Annotated in this window: 15 protein-coding genes; 11 read left to right on the top strand and 4 right to left on the bottom strand. The window is 34.3% G+C overall.

Annotation, left to right across the window (positions count from 1 at the left end):
• Window positions 1-58: 58 nt before the first annotated feature.
• Window positions 59-1,363 (top strand): 30S ribosomal protein S12 methylthiotransferase RimO, encoded by a 1,305-nt coding sequence (gene rimO / locus Q0800_RS11350; protein WP_299129686.1) that lies wholly within the window; start codon window positions 59-61, stop codon window positions 1,361-1,363.
• A gap of 85 nt (window positions 1,364-1,448) precedes the next feature.
• Here rimO and Q0800_RS11345 read toward each other — a convergent pair whose 3' ends face one another.
• The 3 genes from Q0800_RS11345 to Q0800_RS11335 are packed head-to-tail and all read right to left on the bottom strand — an operon-like array spanning window position 1,449 to window position 7,231.
• Window positions 1,449-1,820 carry a VOC family protein gene (locus tag Q0800_RS11345; RefSeq protein ID WP_299129682.1) on the bottom strand — a complete coding sequence of 124 codons (372 nt, stop codon included), beginning with the start codon at window positions 1,818-1,820 and terminating at the stop codon, window positions 1,449-1,451.
• Between the two features lie 48 nt (window positions 1,821-1,868).
• Window positions 1,869-4,694 carry a pitrilysin family protein gene (locus Q0800_RS11340; protein ID WP_299129680.1) on the bottom strand — a complete coding sequence of 942 codons (2,826 nt, stop codon included), beginning with the start codon at window positions 4,692-4,694 and terminating at the stop codon, window positions 1,869-1,871.
• Between the two features lie 56 nt (window positions 4,695-4,750).
• Complete coding sequence (locus tag Q0800_RS11335; RefSeq protein ID WP_299129676.1) at window positions 4,751-7,231, bottom strand: M14 metallopeptidase family protein; 2,481 nt, start codon at window positions 7,229-7,231, stop codon at window positions 4,751-4,753.
• Window positions 7,232-7,370: 139 nt separating this feature from the next.
• Between Q0800_RS11335 and bshC the strand changes: the two genes are divergently transcribed.
• From bshC to yidC, 8 genes are all read left to right on the top strand, one after another.
• Complete coding sequence (gene bshC, locus Q0800_RS11330; protein ID WP_299129673.1) at window positions 7,371-8,972, top strand: bacillithiol biosynthesis cysteine-adding enzyme BshC; 1,602 nt, start codon at window positions 7,371-7,373, stop codon at window positions 8,970-8,972.
• A gap of 77 nt (window positions 8,973-9,049) precedes the next feature.
• Window positions 9,050-10,585, top strand: a complete 1,536-nt coding sequence (gene guaA, locus Q0800_RS11325) for a glutamine-hydrolyzing GMP synthase (RefSeq protein ID WP_299129672.1) — start codon at window positions 9,050-9,052, stop codon at window positions 10,583-10,585.
• A 107-nt stretch (window positions 10,586-10,692) separates the two neighbouring features.
• A complete protein-coding gene (locus Q0800_RS11320; RefSeq protein WP_299129670.1) occupies window positions 10,693-12,600 on the top strand; it encodes a LysM peptidoglycan-binding domain-containing protein in 1,908 nt (635 codons plus the stop codon).
• 1 nt (window position 12,601) lies between these two features.
• Window positions 12,602-13,003, top strand: coding sequence for an OsmC family protein (locus Q0800_RS11315; RefSeq protein WP_299129669.1), 402 nt, complete (start codon window positions 12,602-12,604; stop codon window positions 13,001-13,003).
• Window positions 13,004-13,549: a DUF922 domain-containing protein gene (locus Q0800_RS11310; RefSeq protein ID WP_299129667.1), complete on the top strand. Its 546-nt coding sequence runs from the start codon at window positions 13,004-13,006 to the stop codon at window positions 13,547-13,549.
• Between the two features lies 1 nt (window position 13,550).
• Window positions 13,551-13,778 carry a DUF3820 family protein gene (locus Q0800_RS11305; RefSeq protein ID WP_299129665.1) on the top strand — a complete coding sequence of 76 codons (228 nt, stop codon included), beginning with the start codon at window positions 13,551-13,553 and terminating at the stop codon, window positions 13,776-13,778.
• A gap of 226 nt (window positions 13,779-14,004) precedes the next feature.
• Window positions 14,005-15,618, top strand: a complete 1,614-nt coding sequence (locus tag Q0800_RS11300) for a CTP synthase (protein WP_299129663.1) — start codon at window positions 14,005-14,007, stop codon at window positions 15,616-15,618.
• Window positions 15,619-15,786: 168 nt separating this feature from the next.
• Window positions 15,787-17,700 (top strand): membrane protein insertase YidC, encoded by a 1,914-nt coding sequence (gene yidC / locus Q0800_RS11295; RefSeq protein WP_299129660.1) that lies wholly within the window; start codon window positions 15,787-15,789, stop codon window positions 17,698-17,700.
• Window positions 17,701-18,239: 539 nt separating this feature from the next.
• Here yidC and Q0800_RS11290 read toward each other — a convergent pair.
• Window positions 18,240-19,247 carry a fasciclin domain-containing protein gene (locus Q0800_RS11290; protein ID WP_299129657.1) on the bottom strand — a complete coding sequence of 336 codons (1,008 nt, stop codon included), beginning with the start codon at window positions 19,245-19,247 and terminating at the stop codon, window positions 18,240-18,242.
• A 62-nt stretch (window positions 19,248-19,309) separates the two neighbouring features.
• On the opposite strand from Q0800_RS11290, the gene Q0800_RS11285 reads away from it, so the two are divergent.
• Together Q0800_RS11285 and mnmA are read left to right on the top strand one after the other, a co-directional pair.
• Window positions 19,310-20,020, top strand: a complete 711-nt coding sequence (locus tag Q0800_RS11285; RefSeq protein ID WP_299129653.1) for a toxin-antitoxin system YwqK family antitoxin — start codon at window positions 19,310-19,312, stop codon at window positions 20,018-20,020.
• A gap of 257 nt (window positions 20,021-20,277) precedes the next feature.
• Complete coding sequence (gene mnmA / locus Q0800_RS11280; protein ID WP_299129648.1) at window positions 20,278-21,465, top strand: tRNA 2-thiouridine(34) synthase MnmA; 1,188 nt, start codon at window positions 20,278-20,280, stop codon at window positions 21,463-21,465.
• The last annotated feature ends 240 nt before the right edge of the window (window positions 21,466-21,705 follow it).

Below are 21,705 nucleotides of genomic sequence, written 5' to 3'. Positions count from 1 at the left end.
TTCAAATACAGTAAAGGTTTAATTTAGATTGTATCTTTGCAGACTGATTGAATAACGCATGAGAACAAAAACGCTTAAGAAGAATAGAATTAATGTAGTGACACTTGGCTGCAGTAAAAATGTATACGACAGTGAAGTTTTAATGGGGCAATTAAAGGCAAGTGGTAAAGACGTTGTGCACGAACAAGAGGGAAATGTAGTGGTCATAAATACCTGTGGTTTTATCAATAATGCAAAGGAAGAAAGTGTAAATACCATTTTGCACTACATGCAAGAAAAAGAGGAAGGTAATGTAGATAAGGTTTTTGTTACTGGCTGCTTAAGCGAGCGTTATAAACCAGATTTAGAAAAAGAAATACCAAATGTAGATCAGTATTTTGGGACTACGGAATTGCCGAGTCTATTAAAAGCGCTAGGAGCAGACTATAAACACGAATTAATAGGCGAGCGTTTAACCACTACACCCAAAAATTATGCCTACCTAAAGATTGCCGAAGGTTGTGATAGACCTTGTAGTTTTTGTGCCATTCCTTTAATGCGAGGCAAGCATAAAAGTACACCAATTGAGGATTTAGTAACTGAAGCAGAAAAGCTAGCTGCTAATGGTGTAAAAGAACTGATCTTAATTGCTCAAGATTTAACCTATTACGGATTAGACTTATACAAAAAGCGTAACCTTGCAGAATTGTTAGAACAATTGGTGAAGGTTGAAGGTATAGACTGGATTCGTTTACACTATGCATTCCCAACTGGTTTCCCTATGGATGTGTTAGATGTAATGAAACGCGAACCTAAAATCTGTAATTACTTAGATATTCCGTTACAACATATATCCGATTCTATTTTAAAGAGTATGCGTCGTGGTACCACTAAGGAAAAAACAACGAAACTTCTGAGAGACTTTAGAGCCAAGGTGCCAGTAATGACAATTAGAACTACTTTGATTGTGGGTTACCCTGGTGAAACTCAAGAAGATTTTGAAACGCTTAGAGATTGGGTAAAAGAGATGCGTTTTGAGCGTTTAGGATGCTTTACATATTCGCACGAAGAAAATACACATGCTTACAATCTTGAAGATGACGTACCCGAAGACGTGAAGATGCAGCGTGCTAACGAGATTATGGATATACAATCGCAGATTTCTTGGGAACTTAATCAAGAAAAAATAGGGCAACAATTTAAAGTTGTAGTTGATCGTAAAGAGGGTAGTTATTTTGTAGGACGTACTGAGTTTGATTCGCCAGATGTAGATAATGAAGTGTTGATTGATGCCACAACAACCTATTTAAAGACTGGCGAGTTTACCACGGTAAAAATTATTGAAGCTGAAGATTTTGATTTATACGGTGAGGTTGTAAGTTAAAAAGACAGTATAATATATCAGTGCTTATTTAGTAGAGATATACCGTTAATTCTTTAAAATCGCTTTATTTTAAAATAAAGTGGTTTTAGATATGTTGGTCTACCAATATGGCATTACCATCTGGATCTAAAACCACAAAACTTGCTGGTCCTGACTCTGCCGCATCAATTTCACTAGCAAAGGTTACATCTTTAGATTTTAAATGCTTTTGAATATCACGCACATCATCAAATTTCTCTAAAGTATTTGCGTCTTGATTCCAACCAGGATTAAAGGTGAGGATATTATTTTCAAACATACCTTGAAACAAACCAATTAAGGTAGATTCATTTTTCATGATGAGGTAGTTCTTTTCAAGTTCACCTGCAAATACTGTAAACCCTAAAGTTTCATAAAAAGCTTTTGATGCCACAATGTCTTTTACGGCAAGACTGACCGAAAACGCTCCAAGTTTCATAAGATTATGATTTTTAGTTAGTTATTAAATATAGTAAAATTTTAAATTCTAATTCAATAATACTGGTTTTCCAAAGCCCAGAGCTTCTAACTTGTTCAATTGCGTTGCGGCATCACCAACAATTAAATAAATCATTTGGTTAGGTTTTATGTATTTGTCTGCTAAGGTTTTTACATCTTCAACGGTCATATTTTTTACAATAGTTTCACGCTGTTTGGCATAATCATTAGATAAGTTATAGTTACTTATATTACCTAGCATATTTAATTTAGCACCTAGAGTTTCAAAGGCTCTTGCTGTACTTTTTATGGTGAATCCTTTGGTGACTTCTAAATCTTGTTCATTGTAGTTTTTACCATAGTTCTCTAAAATTTCTTTAATAAGACTAGAGGCCTCGTAGGTGACGTTGGTGCGTATACCACTACTGATTATAAAGTACCCTTCTTCTGCTTCACCAATAAAATGAGATCGTACGCCATAGGTGTAGCCTTTGCCTTCTCTTAGTTGTTGGGTAAGTTGAGAAGCAAAACTTCCGCCTCCAAGTCTGTAGTTCATTACCGTTGCTGGATAATAATCTTTATGCGTTGCTTTTAGGGCAGGATAACCAAAGCGAATAATCGATTGTTTAGCTCCAGGAACATCATAAAAATAAACTTTAGACGATTCTGGATATAGTGGTAAAGGTAATTCTGGTATGGCTACATCTTTGGGTTCCCATTTGGTATTTATTGTGTTCATAGCAGTAACCACTTTTTGCTCTGAAATGGCTCCTACAACATGCATTTTTGTTAGCGTAGGAGAAAGGTTGGTGTCATAATATTGCTGTAAGTCCGTAATTGAAATAGTATTAAGAGAGGCCTCAGTACCACTATTACTGTAAGCTAAAATATTAGTATCTCCGTAAAGTAATTTTGAAAATTCATCTGAAGCAATAGCATTAGGGTTAGCTTTACTTCTTTGAATTCTCCCAATAGTACTCTGCTTTAATAGGTTGAATTCTTTCTCATCCCATCGTGGTTCTAAAAGTATTTCAGAAACCAAATCTATAGTGGCATTAAAATGCTTTGCTAAAGTGGTACCAGAAATGGTAATGTTATCAGAATAGGCATTAGCATAAATACGAGCTCCAATACGTTCTATGGCATCTTCTAGTTCTTCTGGTGTTTTATTTTTGGTGCCTTTAGTTAAGAGGTCTGCCAGTAGATTAGAGACACCAATTTTATTAGTGTTTTCTAGGAGTAATCCACCATTTATTTGCATTTCAAATTGCACTAAAGGCACTTCGTGGTTTTCAATACCATAAAGTGTAATACCAGATTCAAGCTCTTTTTTCCATACTTTAGGAATCGTTAACTCTGGGCTTTCTCCATAAGGCGGCTCCGTGCTTCTATCAAAACTGCTGGGAGTTTTCTCGTAGGTTGCTACAATGCTTGGGTCAAATTCTTCCTCAGCTCCTTCAATGATTTTTTCCTCAGTGACATTGGCTAATATGGAATTTTCTAATACTAAACCTTTTTGTCCTTTAGGAACAAAGCTCGTCGTTATATGATTTTTATCCTTTATATAAGTATTGTAAACACGCATTACATCTGCTGCAGTAACAGCGAGTATGTTTTTTACATCTTGATTTATATAGCCTGGGTCTCCTGCAAATATTTCGTATTGTGCTAATTGAAAACCTTTACCTAAAACGCTAGAGAGACTTTGGTAAAAATCAGTTTCTTGTCCTGCTTTAATGCGGTTAAGATCTTTTTCTGAGATACCATTGGTTTCAAATTGTCTAAATGCATTTTGTACGGCTGTATTAACTGTGTTTAAATCCTTTTGATTAAATGCAGTAACGGATAGCATAATCTGCCCCGCTATTTCAGAATTATTTTGATAAAAATTTACATTATCTGTAAGCTCTTTTTGGTCTACTAACACTTGATTTAATGGTGCTTTTTTACCATTAGATAAATAGTTGGTAAGTACGCTTAAGGCATATGAATCTTTATGGTACTGTGGTACTCCAGGCCAAGCTATAGTTAATCTAGGAGCCCGTGCAAAGTTATCCTCATAAAATAAATGTTTTGAAGCTTTAAGAGTTACAGGTTGCTTATTGAGCTTAGGGATAGCTTTACCTCTAGGGATTTCATCAAAGTACTTTTTTACCCAAGTTTTAGTTTGTTCTACATCGATATCTCCTGCAATGGTTAGTGTTACGTTATTTGGTGTGTACCAAGTTTTAAAAAATTCCTTAACGTCTTCTAATGTTGCTTTTTGTAAATCTTCTAGTGATCCTATGACCTCCCAATTATAAGGATGACTTTTAGGGTATAAATTTCTATTAATCACCGCAGAATTATGACCATAAGGTCGGTTGTCTACACTTTGACGTTTTTCGTTTTTAACGACCTGCTTTTCTTTGGCCAAAACAGGTTCGGTAACCGTATTAATAAACCAGCCTAGTTTATCTGCTTCTGCCCAAATCATTTTTTCTAGCGCATCTTTTGGTACCGTTTGGTAATAATTAGTGCGATCTCTACTTGTGGAGCCATTAGCACCAGAACCTCCAATACGAGCACTCATTTGGTCTAAGCCGCCTTTACCTAGATTTTCAGATTCTAAAAACAACAAGTGTTCAAATAAATGGGCAAAACCTGTTCTGCCTTCTTTTTCTCGTGCTGAGCCAACATGTGCCGTTAATGCTACTGCAGCAACTGGGTCTGATCTATCTACGTGTAAAATAACCTGTAGACCATTATCTAATGTAAATTTTTCAAAATCAACTTTAAACTCTGGTGTGGCATCTTTTGTTTCGTTTTGTTGGCATGTGGAGAGTATAGCCAAAGCAAAAATATTGAGGATAATGGGTTTTATGTTCTTAATCATAGTTAAGGATTACATTGTTATTTGACGTTTTAAGAGACAACTTTTTTAGTGCCAATTTACAGCTCGTAAGCATTATTGTTTACAAAGAAAATGGAGTTGACTAAAAATAATTTTCCATTTTCCCAAAAGCTTCTAAATAAGGTGTTATCTACGAAATAGATAAAACTACCACTGCCCATTGGCTCCTCACCAAACACTAAGGTATTGTTGAGGTTAGCTTGTGCGTTTTTACCAGCAAAACCAGAGTAAACCTCAGTGTTTTCTATGTGTGCTACGTTATATCCGCTATCTAAAATATCATAAGCAGAACTTCCTAATTTTAAAGTAAAATAATAATCGTTAAAGCCAAATGCCATTGGATGCGTATGGTCTACTTTAGTTTTAAAAATAGCGCCAGTTATAAGGTTATTGGTGTACTCGCGTTCTTGCTCAGCATAAGGTGTTAAGCTAGTATCATCATTAGTTTCAGAATCTTTATACTTAAGTGAAAATCCATCCTTACCAGCAAAATTTTGTAAGGCACCATCAATGGCAATAGCGGTACCACCAGACTTTACCCAATCCTTTATTTTTTTCATAGTACTGTCATTGAGTACGTTACCGTAATAACCACTTGGAATAATTAACACATTGTATTTATTTAAATTGGTTTGGCTTAAGTTATCGGTGTTTATTGAGGTTAACGGGTAGTGTAATTGTTGCTCAAAGAAATGCCAAATTTGGCCATAGTTTAAGGACGACGTCCCTTTACCAGATAGCACAGCAACGTTTTGTTTGTTGATTAATTTAATATCTGGCGAACCTATATCTGGCTTAGAATCTGAAAATCCAGAGGTTATAGTTGTCAGTTTTTTGTTGTGTTTTCCTAATAATGAATTAAGTTTTTCAACAAAATTTGCGATATGCTTATTGTCCCCTTTGGTAATGATTAATGAGCCACGATCAAAATTAGTAGTGTTAGACGTAAATGGTTTTTCGGTAAACCTAACCTTAAAATTATGTTTTAATAGATCGGCTAAAAACTTAGCGTCGTTTAAGGAATTCCACTTGCTTACATAGCCATAAGCATCATAAACCACCTGTAATTCTGAACGTTCAAATTTTATTCTACTAGCAACTTTAGAGGTACTAGCTATGGCGTCTAAGCCATAAGCATAAGGTACAGACCAAGCGGTAATATCGTAAGTTAAAGAGTCTGTAAGTTTTGCGTTAGGCTCAAACATTACTTTCACCATTTTACCTTTTGGTTGATTAGTATGTACTACTATCGATTTTCCGTTAACGGACATATTCCCTTGTTTGCCAGTTTTGTAATTATACCCTGATGCTTTGGTGGCTTCAGGAAATTCGTATTTAATGTCGTGTTTATTCAGTAAATCCTTTAAGCTATTGAGCTTATCTTCATTACCCTGTAATACGTAACTTTTATATTTTAGGTTAGTATTATTATTAAAGAAATTAGCAAATTCACTATTTAGTTTTACTGCATTTTTAGATGCTATTTCTACTGTAGATAACCCTGTGGTTGTATGGTGCGTTAAACGCTCAACTAAAGTTAATGTGTGCCCTTCGTCGTTTAATATGCCTAAGCCAGCTCTACCATGGCCGCCTTGCTCATAGGTCATACCAATAGCTCCCATAAAGGTAGGGTAGGTATCGCCATAGCTTGGATATAATAAATCAAAACGTTCTCTGGTGAAAAATAGCCAACCTTCAGCATCAAAGTATTTAGCATGATTTTTTCCTATTTGCGTTTGAAAATCGCGCTGCCATTCACTAATAACTTCATGAAAAGGCTCCGCGGCAGGAGCAAAATAGTAAGGTTCGTTAATGCCTTGTTCATGAAAATCGACATGGATGTGTGGCATCCATTTATTGTAGACTTTTAGGCGCGCTTTAGTTTCTGTTTGCGTTGCCCAAAGCCAATCTCTATTTAAGTCAAATAAATAATGGTTTGGTCGTCCGCCTGGCCATGGTTCGTTGTGTTCACTTGCCTGTGGGTCTATGTCGTAAGGGTGACTTGCCGTTTCGTTAAACCAGTTGACATAACGGTCCCTACCATCAGGGTTTACGCAAGGATCTATAATTACAACGGTATTTTTTAATAGGTCTTTACGCTCAGTGAGCAGCTTGTATAAGGTTAGCATGGCAGCTTCAGAACTAGACGCTTCATTGCCATGTACATTATAGCTTAACCATACGATAGCAATATTAGTATTAGCTGCATTGCCATCCAATAAACCAGTGTTTTTTAAATTATTTTGGCGTATGCTTTCGAGATTTCTAATGTTTTCTTCACTAGAAATGTAAGCAAGGTACAATGCTCTGTTTTCATTAGTTTTTCCATAAACTTGTAGTTTTACTTGGTTAGGGGCGCTATTAGCAATAGATTTAAAATAGTCTGCAACTTGGTGATGACGGCTAAACTTTGTTCCAATATCATAGCCTAAAAATTTACTAGGAGATGCAATAGTCTGTGCAGTACAAATTGAAAACGATAAGAGAATAAAATAAATGAGGTAAGTAGAATTACGCATAATAGTTAAATGGATTTTAAATGTAAAACTAATAAATATTATCTGTGATTATTTTAATAGTGTCTGTATTTTTGAATTAACTAAAAATTAGGAATAAGAATTTACACTTAACGTATATTTGCTTTGATAATTATTAAGTATGCCAACCGATTTTATACCGTACAGAGAAACCAACTATTTTTCTGATTTTATATGCGATTATTTGGATGAAAAACCAGACCTAAAGGCATTATATCATAATTTTCCAACGCTCAAAAATTTTGAAAAGCAAATTGAAGCTAAGCGTCAATCTAAAGATGTTTCAGAATCTAGCAGAGCGGTCTTAGTAAATGTGTTAAAACAGCAATATAATGCTCTTGAAACCTCTGAGCTTACGCTCAAAAATATTGAAGATTTACAATTAAACAATACTTATTCCATTACCACAGGTCATCAGCTAAATCTCTTTACAGGACCGCTTTATTTTTTACATAAGATTATTTCAACCATAAATCTTACAAAACAACTAAAAGAAGCCTATCCAGATTGTAATTTTGTACCAATATATTGGATGGCATCTGAGGATCATGATTTTGATGAAATCAATTACTTTAATTTTAAAGGAAAAAAAATACAATGGAATTCTGACCAAAGCGGTGCAGTGGGTCATTTTAGTACAAAAGGCTTAGATAAAGTTTTTGATGTTATTTCTGCAGAATTCGGTCAAGGCAAATATGCCGATCAGTTAAAAGTATGGTTTAAGGAGGCTTATTTAAATCATAATACTTTAGCCGAGGCTACACACTATTTAGCCAACGCACTATTTGGTAAATATGGCTTGGTGATTTTAGATGCCGATCATAGCGCTTTAAAACAATTATTCATACCTCAGATGAAAGTAGAGCTTTTAGAAAAAACAGCCTACGAGCAGGTTTCTAAAACTAATAAAACACTAGAGGATTTAAACTTAAAAATACAAGTTAACCCACGAGAAATTAATCTTTTTTACATGTATAATGGGTTAAGAGAACGTATTGTAGTATTAGGCGATACGTATTCGGTATTAGAAACCAATTTGTCTTGGAATAAAGATGAACTTTTAAAGCATCTCCAGGAGTATCCGGAGCGTTTTTCTCCTAATGTTATTATGAGACCGTTATATCAAGAAGTCATCTTACCTAATCTTTGTTATATAGGTGGTGGTGGAGAAATGATCTATTGGTTACAGTTAAAATCTAATTTTGAAGCACAAGGCGTTACTTTTCCGATGTTATTGCTAAGAAATTCGGCTTTAATAAAAACCAAAAAGCAGTCAGAAAAACTTAAAAAACTGAACATATCTATTGGTGATTTATTTTTAGATCGCAATTCGTTTATTAATAAAAAAGTAAGGAGAATCTCAAATATTGATATCGATTTTTCCGAACAGATGAAATTTTTAGAAAAGCAATTTCAAAATTTACACCAACTTGCAGAGCAAACCGACAAATCATTCCTTGGTGCTGTAAAATCTCAAGAAGTAAAGCAAATTAAAGGTTTAAAACATCTCGAAAAACGATTACTAAAAGCGCAAAAGCGAAAGTTAAAGGATGAGATAGAACGCTGTACGGATTTGCAAGAGCAATTATTTCCTAATCACAGCCTCCAAGAGCGCAACACTAATTTTTCAGAATTATATTTAGAATTTGGTGATGATTTAATTGAGAATTTAATAACTACTCTAGAGCCACTTAAACATCAGTTCACTATAGTTACAATGTAGTGAGGTACTTGTTAAAAACTATTAAAAAAATAGTAAATCGTAAAACGCAAATCTAAACGCAATTATTATTTTTGCACATGCAACATAATAAAGTCCTTATTTTAGATTTCGGATCGCAATACACCCAACTTATAGCAAGGCGTGTAAGAGAGTTAAATATCTATTGCGAAATTCACCCATTTAATAAAATCCCAACTGACTCAGAAAGCTTTAAAGCCGTTATTTTGTCTGGTAGTCCAAACTCGGTAAGAGGAGCGGATGTTCTGCATCCAGATTTATCGGTTATAAGAGGAAAAAAACCACTTTTAGCCGTGTGTTATGGTGCGCAGTATTTGGCTCATTTTTCTGGTGGAAAAGTTGCCGAGTCCAATACCAGAGAATACGGTAGGGCTAACCTAAGTTTTATTAAAAACGATGAAGACTTTTTTACTGATGTAAAAGAAAATAGTCAAGTATGGATGAGCCATAGCGATACCATAAAGCAATTGCCATCAGGAGGCGTATTGTTGGCCAGTACAGAAGATGTTGAAAATGCAGCCTATAAAATAGAAGGAGAAATTACTTATGCCATACAGTTTCATCCTGAGGTGTACCATTCCACAGACGGAAAACAAATACTCGAAAATTTTTTAGTTAAAATAGCGAATATTGAGCAAGATTGGACACCAAATGCTTTTGTAGAAGAAACAGTGGCAGATCTAAAAGAAAAGCTCGGTAATGATAAAGTGGTTTTAGGTTTATCTGGCGGAGTAGACTCGTCGGTAGCGGCTATGTTATTACATAAAGCCATAGGAGAAAACCTTTATTGTATATTCGTTAATAACGGCTTATTACGCAAAAATGAGTTTAAAGATGTACTTCGTCAATACGAAGGCATGGGATTAAACGTTAAAGGTGTAGATGCTTCGGCACGCTTTTTGGATGCGCTAGCTGATAAGAGCGATCCCGAAGAAAAACGAAAAACAATAGGTCGCGTATTTATTGAGGTTTTCGATGATGAAGCACATTTAATACAAGATGTAAAATGGTTGGCGCAAGGTACTATCTATCCAGATGTGATTGAAAGTGTTTCGGCAACCGGAGGGCCAAGCGCAACCATTAAAAGTCATCATAATGTAGGTGGTTTACCAGATTTTATGAAATTAAAAATAGTAGAACCGCTAAAATCCTTGTTTAAAGATGAGGTAAGGCGCGTGGGTAAATCTATGGGTATGGATTCTGAATTATTGGGAAGACATCCATTTCCTGGTCCAGGATTAGCCATTCGCATACTTGGAGATCTAACCCATGAAAAAGTCCGTATATTACAAGAAGTAGATGCTATTTTTATTAATAATTTGCGATCCTCTGGTTTATACGATAAGGTGTGGCAAGCTGGTGCTATATTATTACCAGTAAATAGTGTTGGTGTTATGGGAGATGAACGTACTTATGAAAAATGCGTGGCTTTAAGAGCGGTAGAAAGTACGGACGGAATGACTGCAGATTGGGTAAATTTACCCTATGAGTTTTTGCAAAAAACCTCAAATGAAATAATAAATAAAGTAAAGGGTATAAATAGAGTCGTTTATGATATAAGCTCTAAGCCACCTGCCACTATAGAATGGGAGTAAATCAGTTTATAGTATGTAGTAGCAGTCAACAGTCGATTTGAAAAATCTGGCATGGCTTATGCTTAATCTTATTCAGTATCTAAACCTTGTAGGTATAATTTAGTTTTATGAAAAATATTCTAACCATCATTTTAATAGCTTTTGCACTCAATATTAGTGCTCAAAATTATATTGAGCACAAAGTAAAGTCTGGAGAAACTATAGAAAGTATTGCCAAATCGTATTTGGTAACACCATTCGATATTTTTGCGCTTAACCCTGACGCTAAATCAAGGTTTCAAGTAAATACAGTACTGCTTATTCCTAAATCAAAAGTAAAGAATGACCCTATAGCAGAACGTTCAAAAGAGTTAATAGGTTATAAAAATCATAAAGTAAAGCGCAAAGAAACACTTTATGGATTATCTAAAAAGTACAATGTTACTGAAGAGGATATAAAAAAAGCAAATCGATTTTTGTACGCAGAAAATCTTAAAAAAGGCGATAAAATTAGAATTCCTAAATACAAGACTATTGTGTCTAAAAAGTCTTATAAGAATACCTTAAAGAAATATACGGTACAGCCAAAAGAAGGCAAATGGCGTATTGCTTACAAATTTGGCATTACTGTAGACGAGTTAAAATCACTTAATCCAAATATAAAAGAAGTTCTTCAGCCTGGAGACGAGCTTAATGTACCTAATATTAAGGATGCGGATGAAAAACCAATAGAATCTAATTATAATTATTACGAAGTATTACCAAAAGAAGGATTCTACAGATTAGAAGTAAAAACAGGATTAACACAGCAACAATTAGAAACTCTAAATCCAGAATTGAAGACTACAGGTTTACAGCCAGGTATGGTTCTTAAATTGCCAGATACTATAGTAGGGACTAACGAGTTACCCTCTAAAGTAACAACAACAGATTTAAAATTAGGTTTAAATAATTTTGAAACAAAACGTATTGCTTTAATGATGCCCTATCAATTGCATAAGATTGATATAGGAGATGTTGAGGGAACTAAAGACATGATTAAGGATAAAAAATTATTGTCTATAGTTTTAGACTTTCACGTGGGTGTAAGTATGGCTTTAGATTCTGCAAAGCAATTAGGGATTTCAACACATCTAAAAGTATTAGATACACGTTATCAGGCATCAACAACAAGGCAACTTTTAGAAACTCATGATTTGTCTAACTATGATGCAGTCATTGGGCCAATGCAACCCGAGGCCTTTGATAGAGTGGCAAAACACCTCAAATCAGATAAAGTGCCTGTTATTGCGGCTTTAAATATGCCTAAGGAAGTTTATAGTAATGTGTTTCAAACCGTGCCAGATGATAAGCTATTACAACAAACAATGATAGATTTCGTAAAAAAAGATAGTTTAAAATCTAAGGTTATCATTATAGCAGATCAGTCACACCGTTCCATAAGTGCAACGCTTAAAACTGAATTCCCTGGTGCTACCCAAATTTATTCAGAAAAAGATAAAAAGACAGGAAAGGATGAGTACTTCGTTTACCCTGTACGGCTAGAAAATTTATTTAGTAAAGGAAAAACAGTAGTGTTTTTAGAAACTAACAACGATACTTTTGTTTCTAGTATAACGAGCATGATAAATGGTTATAATAAAGACGATGTAGAAATTGTTTTAGTAACTACTAATTATAACAATGCTTTTGAAGGAAAGGATATTGATAATAATTATCTCTCAAACCTCACATTTCATTACCCTTCGGTAAATAAAACTTTTGATGAATCCAAGTCTAACGGTTTTGTTAGAGCCTATCAGAAGCAATATGGTGTGTCACCAAGTAAGTATGCTGCACGTGGTTTTGATATTACATTAGATATACTAATGCGCTTGGCTACAGAAGATAATTTGTACGAAGCATCAACAGATACTATAGAAACAGAATATATTGAGAATAAATTTAGATATAAAAAAGCCTTATTTGGAGGCTACAATAATGACGCTGTTTATATCGTAAAATTTAATAATTTAAGAATCGTAGGAGCAAATTAGTATGACTTCAAAAGTAACTTACTTAGGAAACTTAAGAACAGAGAGTGTGCATGTAAAATCTGATAATTCTTTTATTACAGACGCACCAACAGACAATAATGGTAAAGGCGAAGCGTTTTCACCTACAGATACTGTTGCTACAGGATTAGCAAGTTGTATGTTAACGGTTATGGGAATTAAAGCTAGAGACATGGATGTAGATATGTCTGGCACTACCGCAGAGGTTACAAAAACAATGGCTAGTGAGCCAAGAAAGATCTCCAAAATAAAAGTAGTTTTTAATTTACCATTTAAAGTCGATAGTAAAACGCAAACTATTTTAGAACGTACCGCTAACACTTGTCCTGTACATTACAGTTTACACCCAGATATCGAAAAAGATATTACGTTTAACTGGCAATAAATGCAATTAAATCATTTAATATTATGTGTAGTCTTTCTGTTTTTTGGAAGCACATCTAAAGACGATACCTTATCATGGACAGAAACACGCAAGCTCACCTGGGCAGATTTTAAAGGGCAAGCAGATCAAAATTCTGATGCTTCTGCATTAACGGCTTCTGGTATAACATTTGGATATTCTTTAAAAACCGCTGGAAAGCGTTTTGTGGATTATACGGCGTCTGTAGAAGCTCATTTTTATCCTTACAAATCTTGGTATTTTAAAGACAGAAGTAACGCCTACATTTTGCGCCATGAGCAGTTGCATTTTGATATTACAGAACTCTATGTACGTAAGTTTAGGCAATATTTAGAGCGGTTGGTTGTAAACCAAAATCTAAAAAAACAGATGAATCAAATTCATAATGCTATTAATGAAGGTTTAGCTAAAACTCAAAAAACTTACGATGCCCAAACACAGCATTCTATTAATGTTGAAGCACAGAAATATTGGGAAAACTATATTGAAGAAGAGCTTAAAAAATTAGCTAAATATAAGTCGCAATAAGTTGGAACCAAATAAAGAAGCCCTAATTGAATTGGCACATTACAAAATGCCGTTTGGTAAATATAAAGGAGAGTATTTGGTTAATATCCCAGAGTACTATTATACATGGTTTAGGCAGAAAGGATTTCCTGAGGGGAAATTAGGTAGAATGATGACCCAAATGCACGATATAAAAATCAACGGTCTTGAAGAATTAATCTACACCATAAAAAGAGACTTTAGCAAATAAACAACGTGCAATAGCAAGTAATACACTTTCAAAAATTCTTAAAACTTTAAGGCCTTATTATAAATTGTAAGACTTACTCTTTTGAGCTTGTGCTTCAGAAGCTAAAATCTAAAATACGCATAGTTTATAAATAATTATAATGTTAATAAGCCTATTCAATTTTGAATAATTAAAGATTGTTAGAGCCATTTTTTATTGTAAATTTGCCTGCGTTTAACAACGCAATATGACCACAAACCCTAAGTATATTTTTGTAACAGGTGGAGTGTCTTCTTCTCTAGGAAAAGGCATTATAGCTGCATCTTTAGCTAAACTCTTGCAGGCACAAGGTTACAGAACTACCATTCAGAAATTAGATCCCTATATTAATATAGATCCAGGAACATTAAATCCTTACGAGCATGGTGAGTGTTATGTTACAGATGATGGTGCAGAAACCGATTTAGACTTAGGACATTATGAGCGTTTCTTAAACGTACCAACATCACAAGCTAATAACGTTACTACAGGTCGTATTTATCAGAGTGTTATAAATAAAGAGCGTCGTGGTGAGTTCTTAGGTAAAACGGTGCAGGTAATTCCTCATATTACAGATGAGATAAAGCATAGAATTCAGATTTTAGGTAATTCTGGAGATTACGATATTGTTATAACAGAAATTGGAGGAACAGTAGGTGATATTGAGTCCTTACCATATGTAGAAGCTGTACGTCAGTTACAGTGGGAATTAGGCGATAATAATGCATTGGTGATTCATTTAACATTAGTGCCTTATTTGTCTGCTGCTGGTGAGCTAAAAACCAAACCAACCCAACATAGTGTAAAAACACTTATGGAGAGCGGAGTACATGCAGATATTTTAGTGTGTAGAACAGAGCACGAATTAAGCGATGGACTAAAAGCCAAATTAGCACGTTTTTGTAATGTTAAGAAAGAAGCCGTTATCCAATCCATCGATGCCTCTACAATATATGACGTACCAAATCTAATGTTAGAAGAAGGTTTGGACAAAGTTGTACTGCAAAAGTTAGATCTTAAAAGCGATGTGCCAGACTTAGAGCGTTGGAACGCCTTTTTAAAACGTCACAAAAATCCAAAAAGTGAAGTTACTATTGGTTTAATAGGTAAATACGTAGAACTTCAAGATTCTTATAAGTCTATTTTAGAAGCTTTTATTCATGCAGGTGCAGAAAACGAAGTTAAGGTAAAGATAGAATCTGTGCATTCAGAATATCTAAATGAAGACAATATAGATTTTAAATTAGGGCATTTAGATGGTGTTTTAGTAGCACCAGGTTTTGGCGAGCGTGGTGTAGAAGGTAAGATTGATGCTGTTAAGTATGTTAGAGAAAACAATATTCCGTTTTTAGGAATTTGCTTAGGTATGCAAATGGCGGTTATTGAATATGCCAGAAACGTATTAAATCTCTCTGATGCTAATTCTATAGAAATGGATAACGAGACCCAAAATCCTGTTATTAATTTAATGGAATCGCAAAAAAATGTCGTTAATAAAGGCGGTACAATGCGATTAGGTGCTTGGGATTGCAATATAGCCAAAGACAGTATTGCGTACAAAGTTTACGGAGAAACAAGTATTAAAGAACGTCATAGACATCGTTTTGAATTTAATAATGCTTTTAAAACACAGATAGAAGCAGCAGGCATGAAAGCAACAGGCTTAAACCCTGAAACCGGACTTGTAGAAATTGTAGAAATACCAACGCATAACTGGTTTGTAGGTGTACAATACCATCCTGAATATAAAAGTACAGTAGCTAACCCTCATCCACTATTTGTAGCATTTGTAGCAGCAGCATTAAAACATAAGAAGAAATAATGTGCCACTTTGGCGCAAATTGCATTTTGGATAGCTTTTTGGGATTAGCAGAAAGGAGAATATTAATTGAAGTTAACGTATCACGCTGAACTTGTCTAAGCATGTTTTGAAAAACTTTAGGAAATAAGAACTAGATTAATCAGATTACCGTTTTTACGGCACATAAATATGGAAGAAAAGAAACTAGACATCAACTCAATCATTGGATTTATTCTTATTTTCGGAATCCTTGTGTTTATGATGTATCAAAGCACACCATCACCAGAAGAGATTGAAGCTAAGCAAAAAGAAACGCAAGAGCAAGTAGAAGCAGAGCAAAAGGAAAGTAAACAAAATGAAGCTGTTGTAACTACTGCGGCAGATTTCGCAACTACAAATACGCAGGCTTTAGATTCTACACAGCGTGTTGCACTTCAAAATAAAGTAGGCGCATTGTCTTATGCTTTAGCATTACCAGGAGAAGCCATAACAAATGTAGAAACTGATGTTTTTGAACTTAAGTTTAATAGAATGGGAGGCCATCTTGCAGAGGTTAAGTTAAAGAATTTTGTGGATTATGATTCTGTGCCAATTTATTTAGTAAAGAACAAGAATAGTAATTTTAATCTTACGTTCTCAACATCAGACGGAAGAACTCGTAATACGCAAGATTTTCCGTTTCAGCCTAGTGTTACCAAGAGCGGTGAAAACACCATAGTTTCTATGAAGCTAAAGTTTTCTGAAACCAAGTTTTTAGAATACCGATACGAGCTAAAACCTAAGGATTATATGATTGATTTTTCAATCAAATCTCAAGGGTTAAATGGTGAGTTTAATACCTCTGAGCCTATAACTTTAGATTGGAAACAAAAAGGTATGAGACATGCCAAAAGTATAAGCTACGAAAATCGTTACACCAGATTAACCTATATGCACAATGAGGATCGTGTAGAAAAGTTATCTCAAATGGGAGATGATGAAGAAACTGTAGAAGATGTAGAGTGGCTCTCCTACCGTCAGCATTTCTTTAGTTCTATTTTAGTAACTAACGATAGTCCATTTAAGTCAGTAGATATGACGTCTAAAAATCTTGTTGAAGATGAAGAGGTAGATTCGTTATTTACAAAATTATACACTTCAAAAATGCCTTTAGCTTACAATGGAGGTGAAGTTAATAAGAGCTTAGGCTTGTATTATGGACCAACAGATGCTAAGACTCTAAAAGCTTATGATAAAAGTTTAGAAGAAAGTATTCCTTTTGGTTGGGGAATTTTTGGTTGGATAAATAAAGCAATTTTTATTCAATTATTTGGGTTTTTAAGTGGGTTTTTACCTTATGGTATTGCTATTATTGTAATGACAATCTTAGTTAAACTTATGTTGTCCTTTGTGCAGTACAAACAATTTATGTCTCAGGCAAAAATGAAAATTTTAAAGCCAGAGCTAGATGCTATTAGAGCAAAGTATAAAGATAATAAAATGAAAGCGCAGCAAGAAACGATGGCGCTTCAGACTAAAGCAGGAGCCAGTCCAATGAGTGGTTGTTTACCAGGTTTAATGCAGATTCCTGTGTTTTATGCTTTATTTATGTTTTTTCCCACAGCTTTCGATTTAAGACAGAAAAGTTTCCTTTGGGCAGATGATTTAAGTTCTTATGATTCTATTGCGGAGTTACCTTTTAATATTCCATTTTATGGAGACCACGTGGCCTTATTTCCAATTCTAGCTGCTATTGCTATATTCTTTTATATGAGAATGACAACGGGTCAGCAAACCGCAATGCAAGGACCACCTCAAGAAGGTATGCCAGATATGGGTAAAATGATGAAGTATATGATTTACTTCTCACCGTTATTAATGTTAGTATTCTTTAATAACTATGCGTCGGGTCTTAGTTTGTACTACTTCATCTCCAATCTAATTAGTATTGGTATAATGTTAGTTATTAAAAACTACATTATTGATGAAGAGAAAGTTTTAGCCAAGATAGAAGTGAGTAAGAGTAAGCCTAAAAAGCAAAATCGTTTTCAGAGAAAAATGGCTGAGATGATGGAACAGGCAGAACAACAAAAACAAGCACAACAAAAGCGCAAGAAAAAATAAGTGTAATATATTTAAATGGCTAAAAATGATATCTTTAGGGCAATAAAAGCTTACCAAAGTTACATTAAACCAAGTCGAGATAATTATAATATATGTATTATAATGTTTCGGCTTTTTTCTTATGATGCTTGCAGCTTAAGGTTGCCTTAATAAATCACTTTTATTAGGTTTAAGTATGTGTTAAGATTGCTATATGTATAGCTTCTATTAAAAAAAAAATAGGCTTATATTCAAAGGTTAAGCCATTTATAAGCGCTTATAAACAAAATACGCTTTTGTTTTCTGTTAATTGAGTTTTGAGCTATATCTTTTATGAAGATTTCAGTATAATCATAAACTTTTAATGCTGTTTTTTTAGTTTGGGTTATATATTATGCCAAACGTTCAGGACGATTAAAAGTGCAGAATTATCATTCGTTATTAGATGGTATGTTATTGATGAAAATATATTAACAAAAAAACCCAGACCTAAGTCTGGGTTTTCTACTAACTAAATCAATCAATATAAAAATGAGGTAATCAGCCTCGATTTTTCACTTTTATTGTGCTGGTAAAATTACGGTATCAATAGCGTGTACTACACCATTAATGGCTTGTATATCTACTAAATTCGGTGCAAGAATGTTACTAGTTCTTGCATTAGCATCAGTAATTACAGTACCGTCTAAATCTAAATCGCCACCTAATGTTGGGAGAACACCGTTTAAAGAACCTAAACCTGTTGACTGTACATTAGCACCAGCTACAACATGTAAAGTTAAAACAGCATCTACCGTAGCAGGTGTTAAATCACTAAGTGCAGTATTTCCAGTAGGATCTAATTCTTGTAATAAGCTAGCAAAAGCATCGTTTGTAGGAGCTAAAACCGTAAATGGCGCTAAGCTTGTATTTTCACTACCAGAGACAGTGTTTATCCAGTTTACTGTTGGCATACCAGAATCTGCTAATTGTAATGCAGCTACTAAATTAGAAAGTGCAGGATTACTGGTTGCAAATGTTGCAATTGTAGGTAAACCAATAACTGCATCTACTACGTGTACCACACCGTTAGAAGCTTCCAGATCAGCAGTAATAACCTCAGACTGTCCATTAAGTACCACACCATCAGACGTAGAGAAATATAAACTTAAGTTTTCTCCACCAGGACCAGTGGCTGCAGTATTAGTATAACCAGATCCTAAAGCCTCTAAATCCGTTGACTCTATTTCATCACCAACTATTACGTGATTTAGTAAAATGTTTCTTACTAAAGCTTCTTCTTCTGTTGATAGGTCATTTAAATCCAAACCAGTAGCCGCTAATAAATCATCAAAAGCTTCGTTTGTAGGTGCAAATACAGTAAAAGGACCGTCTCCTTGTAATGTAGATACTAAACCTGTAGCTTGTAAAGCTGCAGCTAATGATGTAAAATTATTATTAACAGCAACATCTACAATTGTATTAGACTGCACAACAACAGGATCCATGTCGTCATCGTCGCATGCAGTAACACTTGCGACCAATAAAAATACCGTTAGTAATTTGAATGTTTTTGAAATAATTTTCATTTTTTTGAGTTTTTAAAATTGTTCATCATACAAACACCATGTTTGTTTAACAAAAGTATAAAATGACTAAACAAAAAACCTATTTTACATTCATTTTTACAATAATTTTAACACTTCTGAATGCACAAAAATCCGTTAATCGGTACGATAATAACGATAAAAGACATGGATTGTGGGCAAAGAACTACTATAATACAAATCAAAAGCGTTATCAAGGAAAATTTGAACATGGAAAAGAAGTAGATACTTTTAAATACTACACATTGTCTAAGGGCAAAAGTGTTTTAAGTGCTACTAAAGTGTTTAACGTTTCAGATAGTATTACAGATGTTGTTTTCTATGCCTCCAATACTAAGATAATTAGCAAAGGGCAGATGGATGGTAAACGTTATATTGGTCAGTGGGTTTATTTTCATAAAGATGGTGTTAACAAAATGATTGTGGAGCGCTATAACCAGCAGGGAAAGTTAGAAGGTGAGCGCGTTGTGTATTATAAAAATGGAAACGTAGCAGAAAAGACTCATTATATTATGAATCAGTTAGATGGAGAATCTAAATGGTATTCTAAGGAAAATGTGTTGTTACGTCAGTCACAATATACTAAAGGCCAATTAAATGGTAAAACCGCTAATTACGATTCTAAGGGTAATTTAACGTCTGAAGGTCTTTATAAAAAGGACAAGAAAGCTGGAATTTGGAGATATTATAAAAATGGTAAAATCACTAAAGAGATAGACCATACCAACCAAAAGATTGTAAAAAAATATGAATAGCCTCATCCTCTTTACCTAAGAAGCTCTATGTTCGGCAATCTTCATTAGATTGCCTTTTTTATTTTGTAATTTTGTCAAAATTTTTCGAACAAAAACATCGTTAAATTTTTAGATTCTTAACGTATTTCTAAATTACACAAGATATATTACAATGTTATGCAGAGCTTGTAGAAGCATCTAAATAAATAAGAGGGTATAAATAAAACAAATACAAGCCATAGTCTATCTCTAGTGAAGATAAAAGGCAGTAAGTAAACATGAAACGAGTTATAGTAGGACTTTCTGGTGGAGTAGATTCTAGTGTCGCAGCCTATCTTTTAAAAGAACAAGGCTACGAGGTTATTGGCTTGTTTATGAAAAACTGGCATGACGATTCGGTAACCATATCAGATGAGTGTCCTTGGTTAGAGGATAGTAATGATGCCATGCTGGTAGCTGATAAATTGGGTATTCCTTTTCAAACCGTAGATTTAAGTGTGCAATACAAAGAGCGTATTGTAGACTACATGTTTAATGATTACAAAAAAGGCCGCACACCAAACCCAGATGTCTTATGTAATCGCGAAATTAAGTTCGATGTTTTTATGGATATAGCTCTAGAGCTTGGTGCAGATTTTGTAGCCACAGGGCATTACTGTAGAAAAGGTACGATAAATAAAGACGGTAAAGCAATTCATCAACTCTTGGCAGGTGTAGATGGTAATAAAGACCAATCCTATTTTTTATGTCAACTATCTCAAGCGCAACTTGCCAAAGCTCTATTTCCAATTGGAGAATTAACAAAGCCAGAAGTTAGGAAGATTGCAAAAGCGCAAGATCTTATTACGGCAGAGAAGAAAGATTCACAAGGATTATGCTTTATTGGTAAAGTAAGATTGCCAGATTTTTTACAGCAACAACTCAAACCTAAAGAAGGTGTTATTGTTGAGGTGGATGAGACTTTAAATAGTTATAACCAATCTATTCCGAAATTCAATTCTAAAGAAGATGAATTGGAGTATTTAGCAAAAAAACCAGAGTATTCATTATCTGACGGAAAGATAGTTGGTAAACACCAAGGTGCCCACTATTTTACAAAAGGGCAACGCAAAGGACTAGCTGTTGGTGGTACAAAAGAACCCTTATTTGTAATAGAAACCGATGTTGAAGAGAATGTTATTTATACTGGTCAAGGTAAAAATCACCCAGGCTTATTACGTAATGTCTTATTTGTAGCTAATGAAGAATTGCACTGGGTAAGAGAGGACTTGGCATTACGCGATGGAGAAACCATGGAGGTTTTAGCCAGAATTCGTTACAGGCAACTTTTAGAAAAAGCGACACTTCACAAAGTAGCTTTAGGCTTATATGTAGAATTTGAAAATAAACAATCTGCCATTACAGAAGGTCAGTTTGTAGCTTGGTATAATAATGATGAATTATTAGGTTCGGGTGTTATTTCTTAGTGAAATTAAAGTTTACTAAGTAAAAATTTCACGAAAGGAAACTTTTTAATTGAACTAGAGTCTGAAAAGTAAGTCTTTCTGTCATTTCGAAAGAGTGAAGTATGAGTGATGAGAAATCACATAATTTTGATTTTGAAATAGTAATTAATGCGATGTCTCACATTCGTTCGACATAACAGCGTTGTTTTATAGTTTAATATTTTATAGATAGTAATTTGTTATTTCGAGCGTAGTCGAGAA

It is taken from the genome of uncultured Winogradskyella sp. (assembly GCF_937958655.1).
Lineage (GTDB): Bacteria > Bacteroidota > Bacteroidia > Flavobacteriales > Flavobacteriaceae > Winogradskyella.
This window is presented reverse-complemented; position numbering and strand designations above follow the sequence as displayed.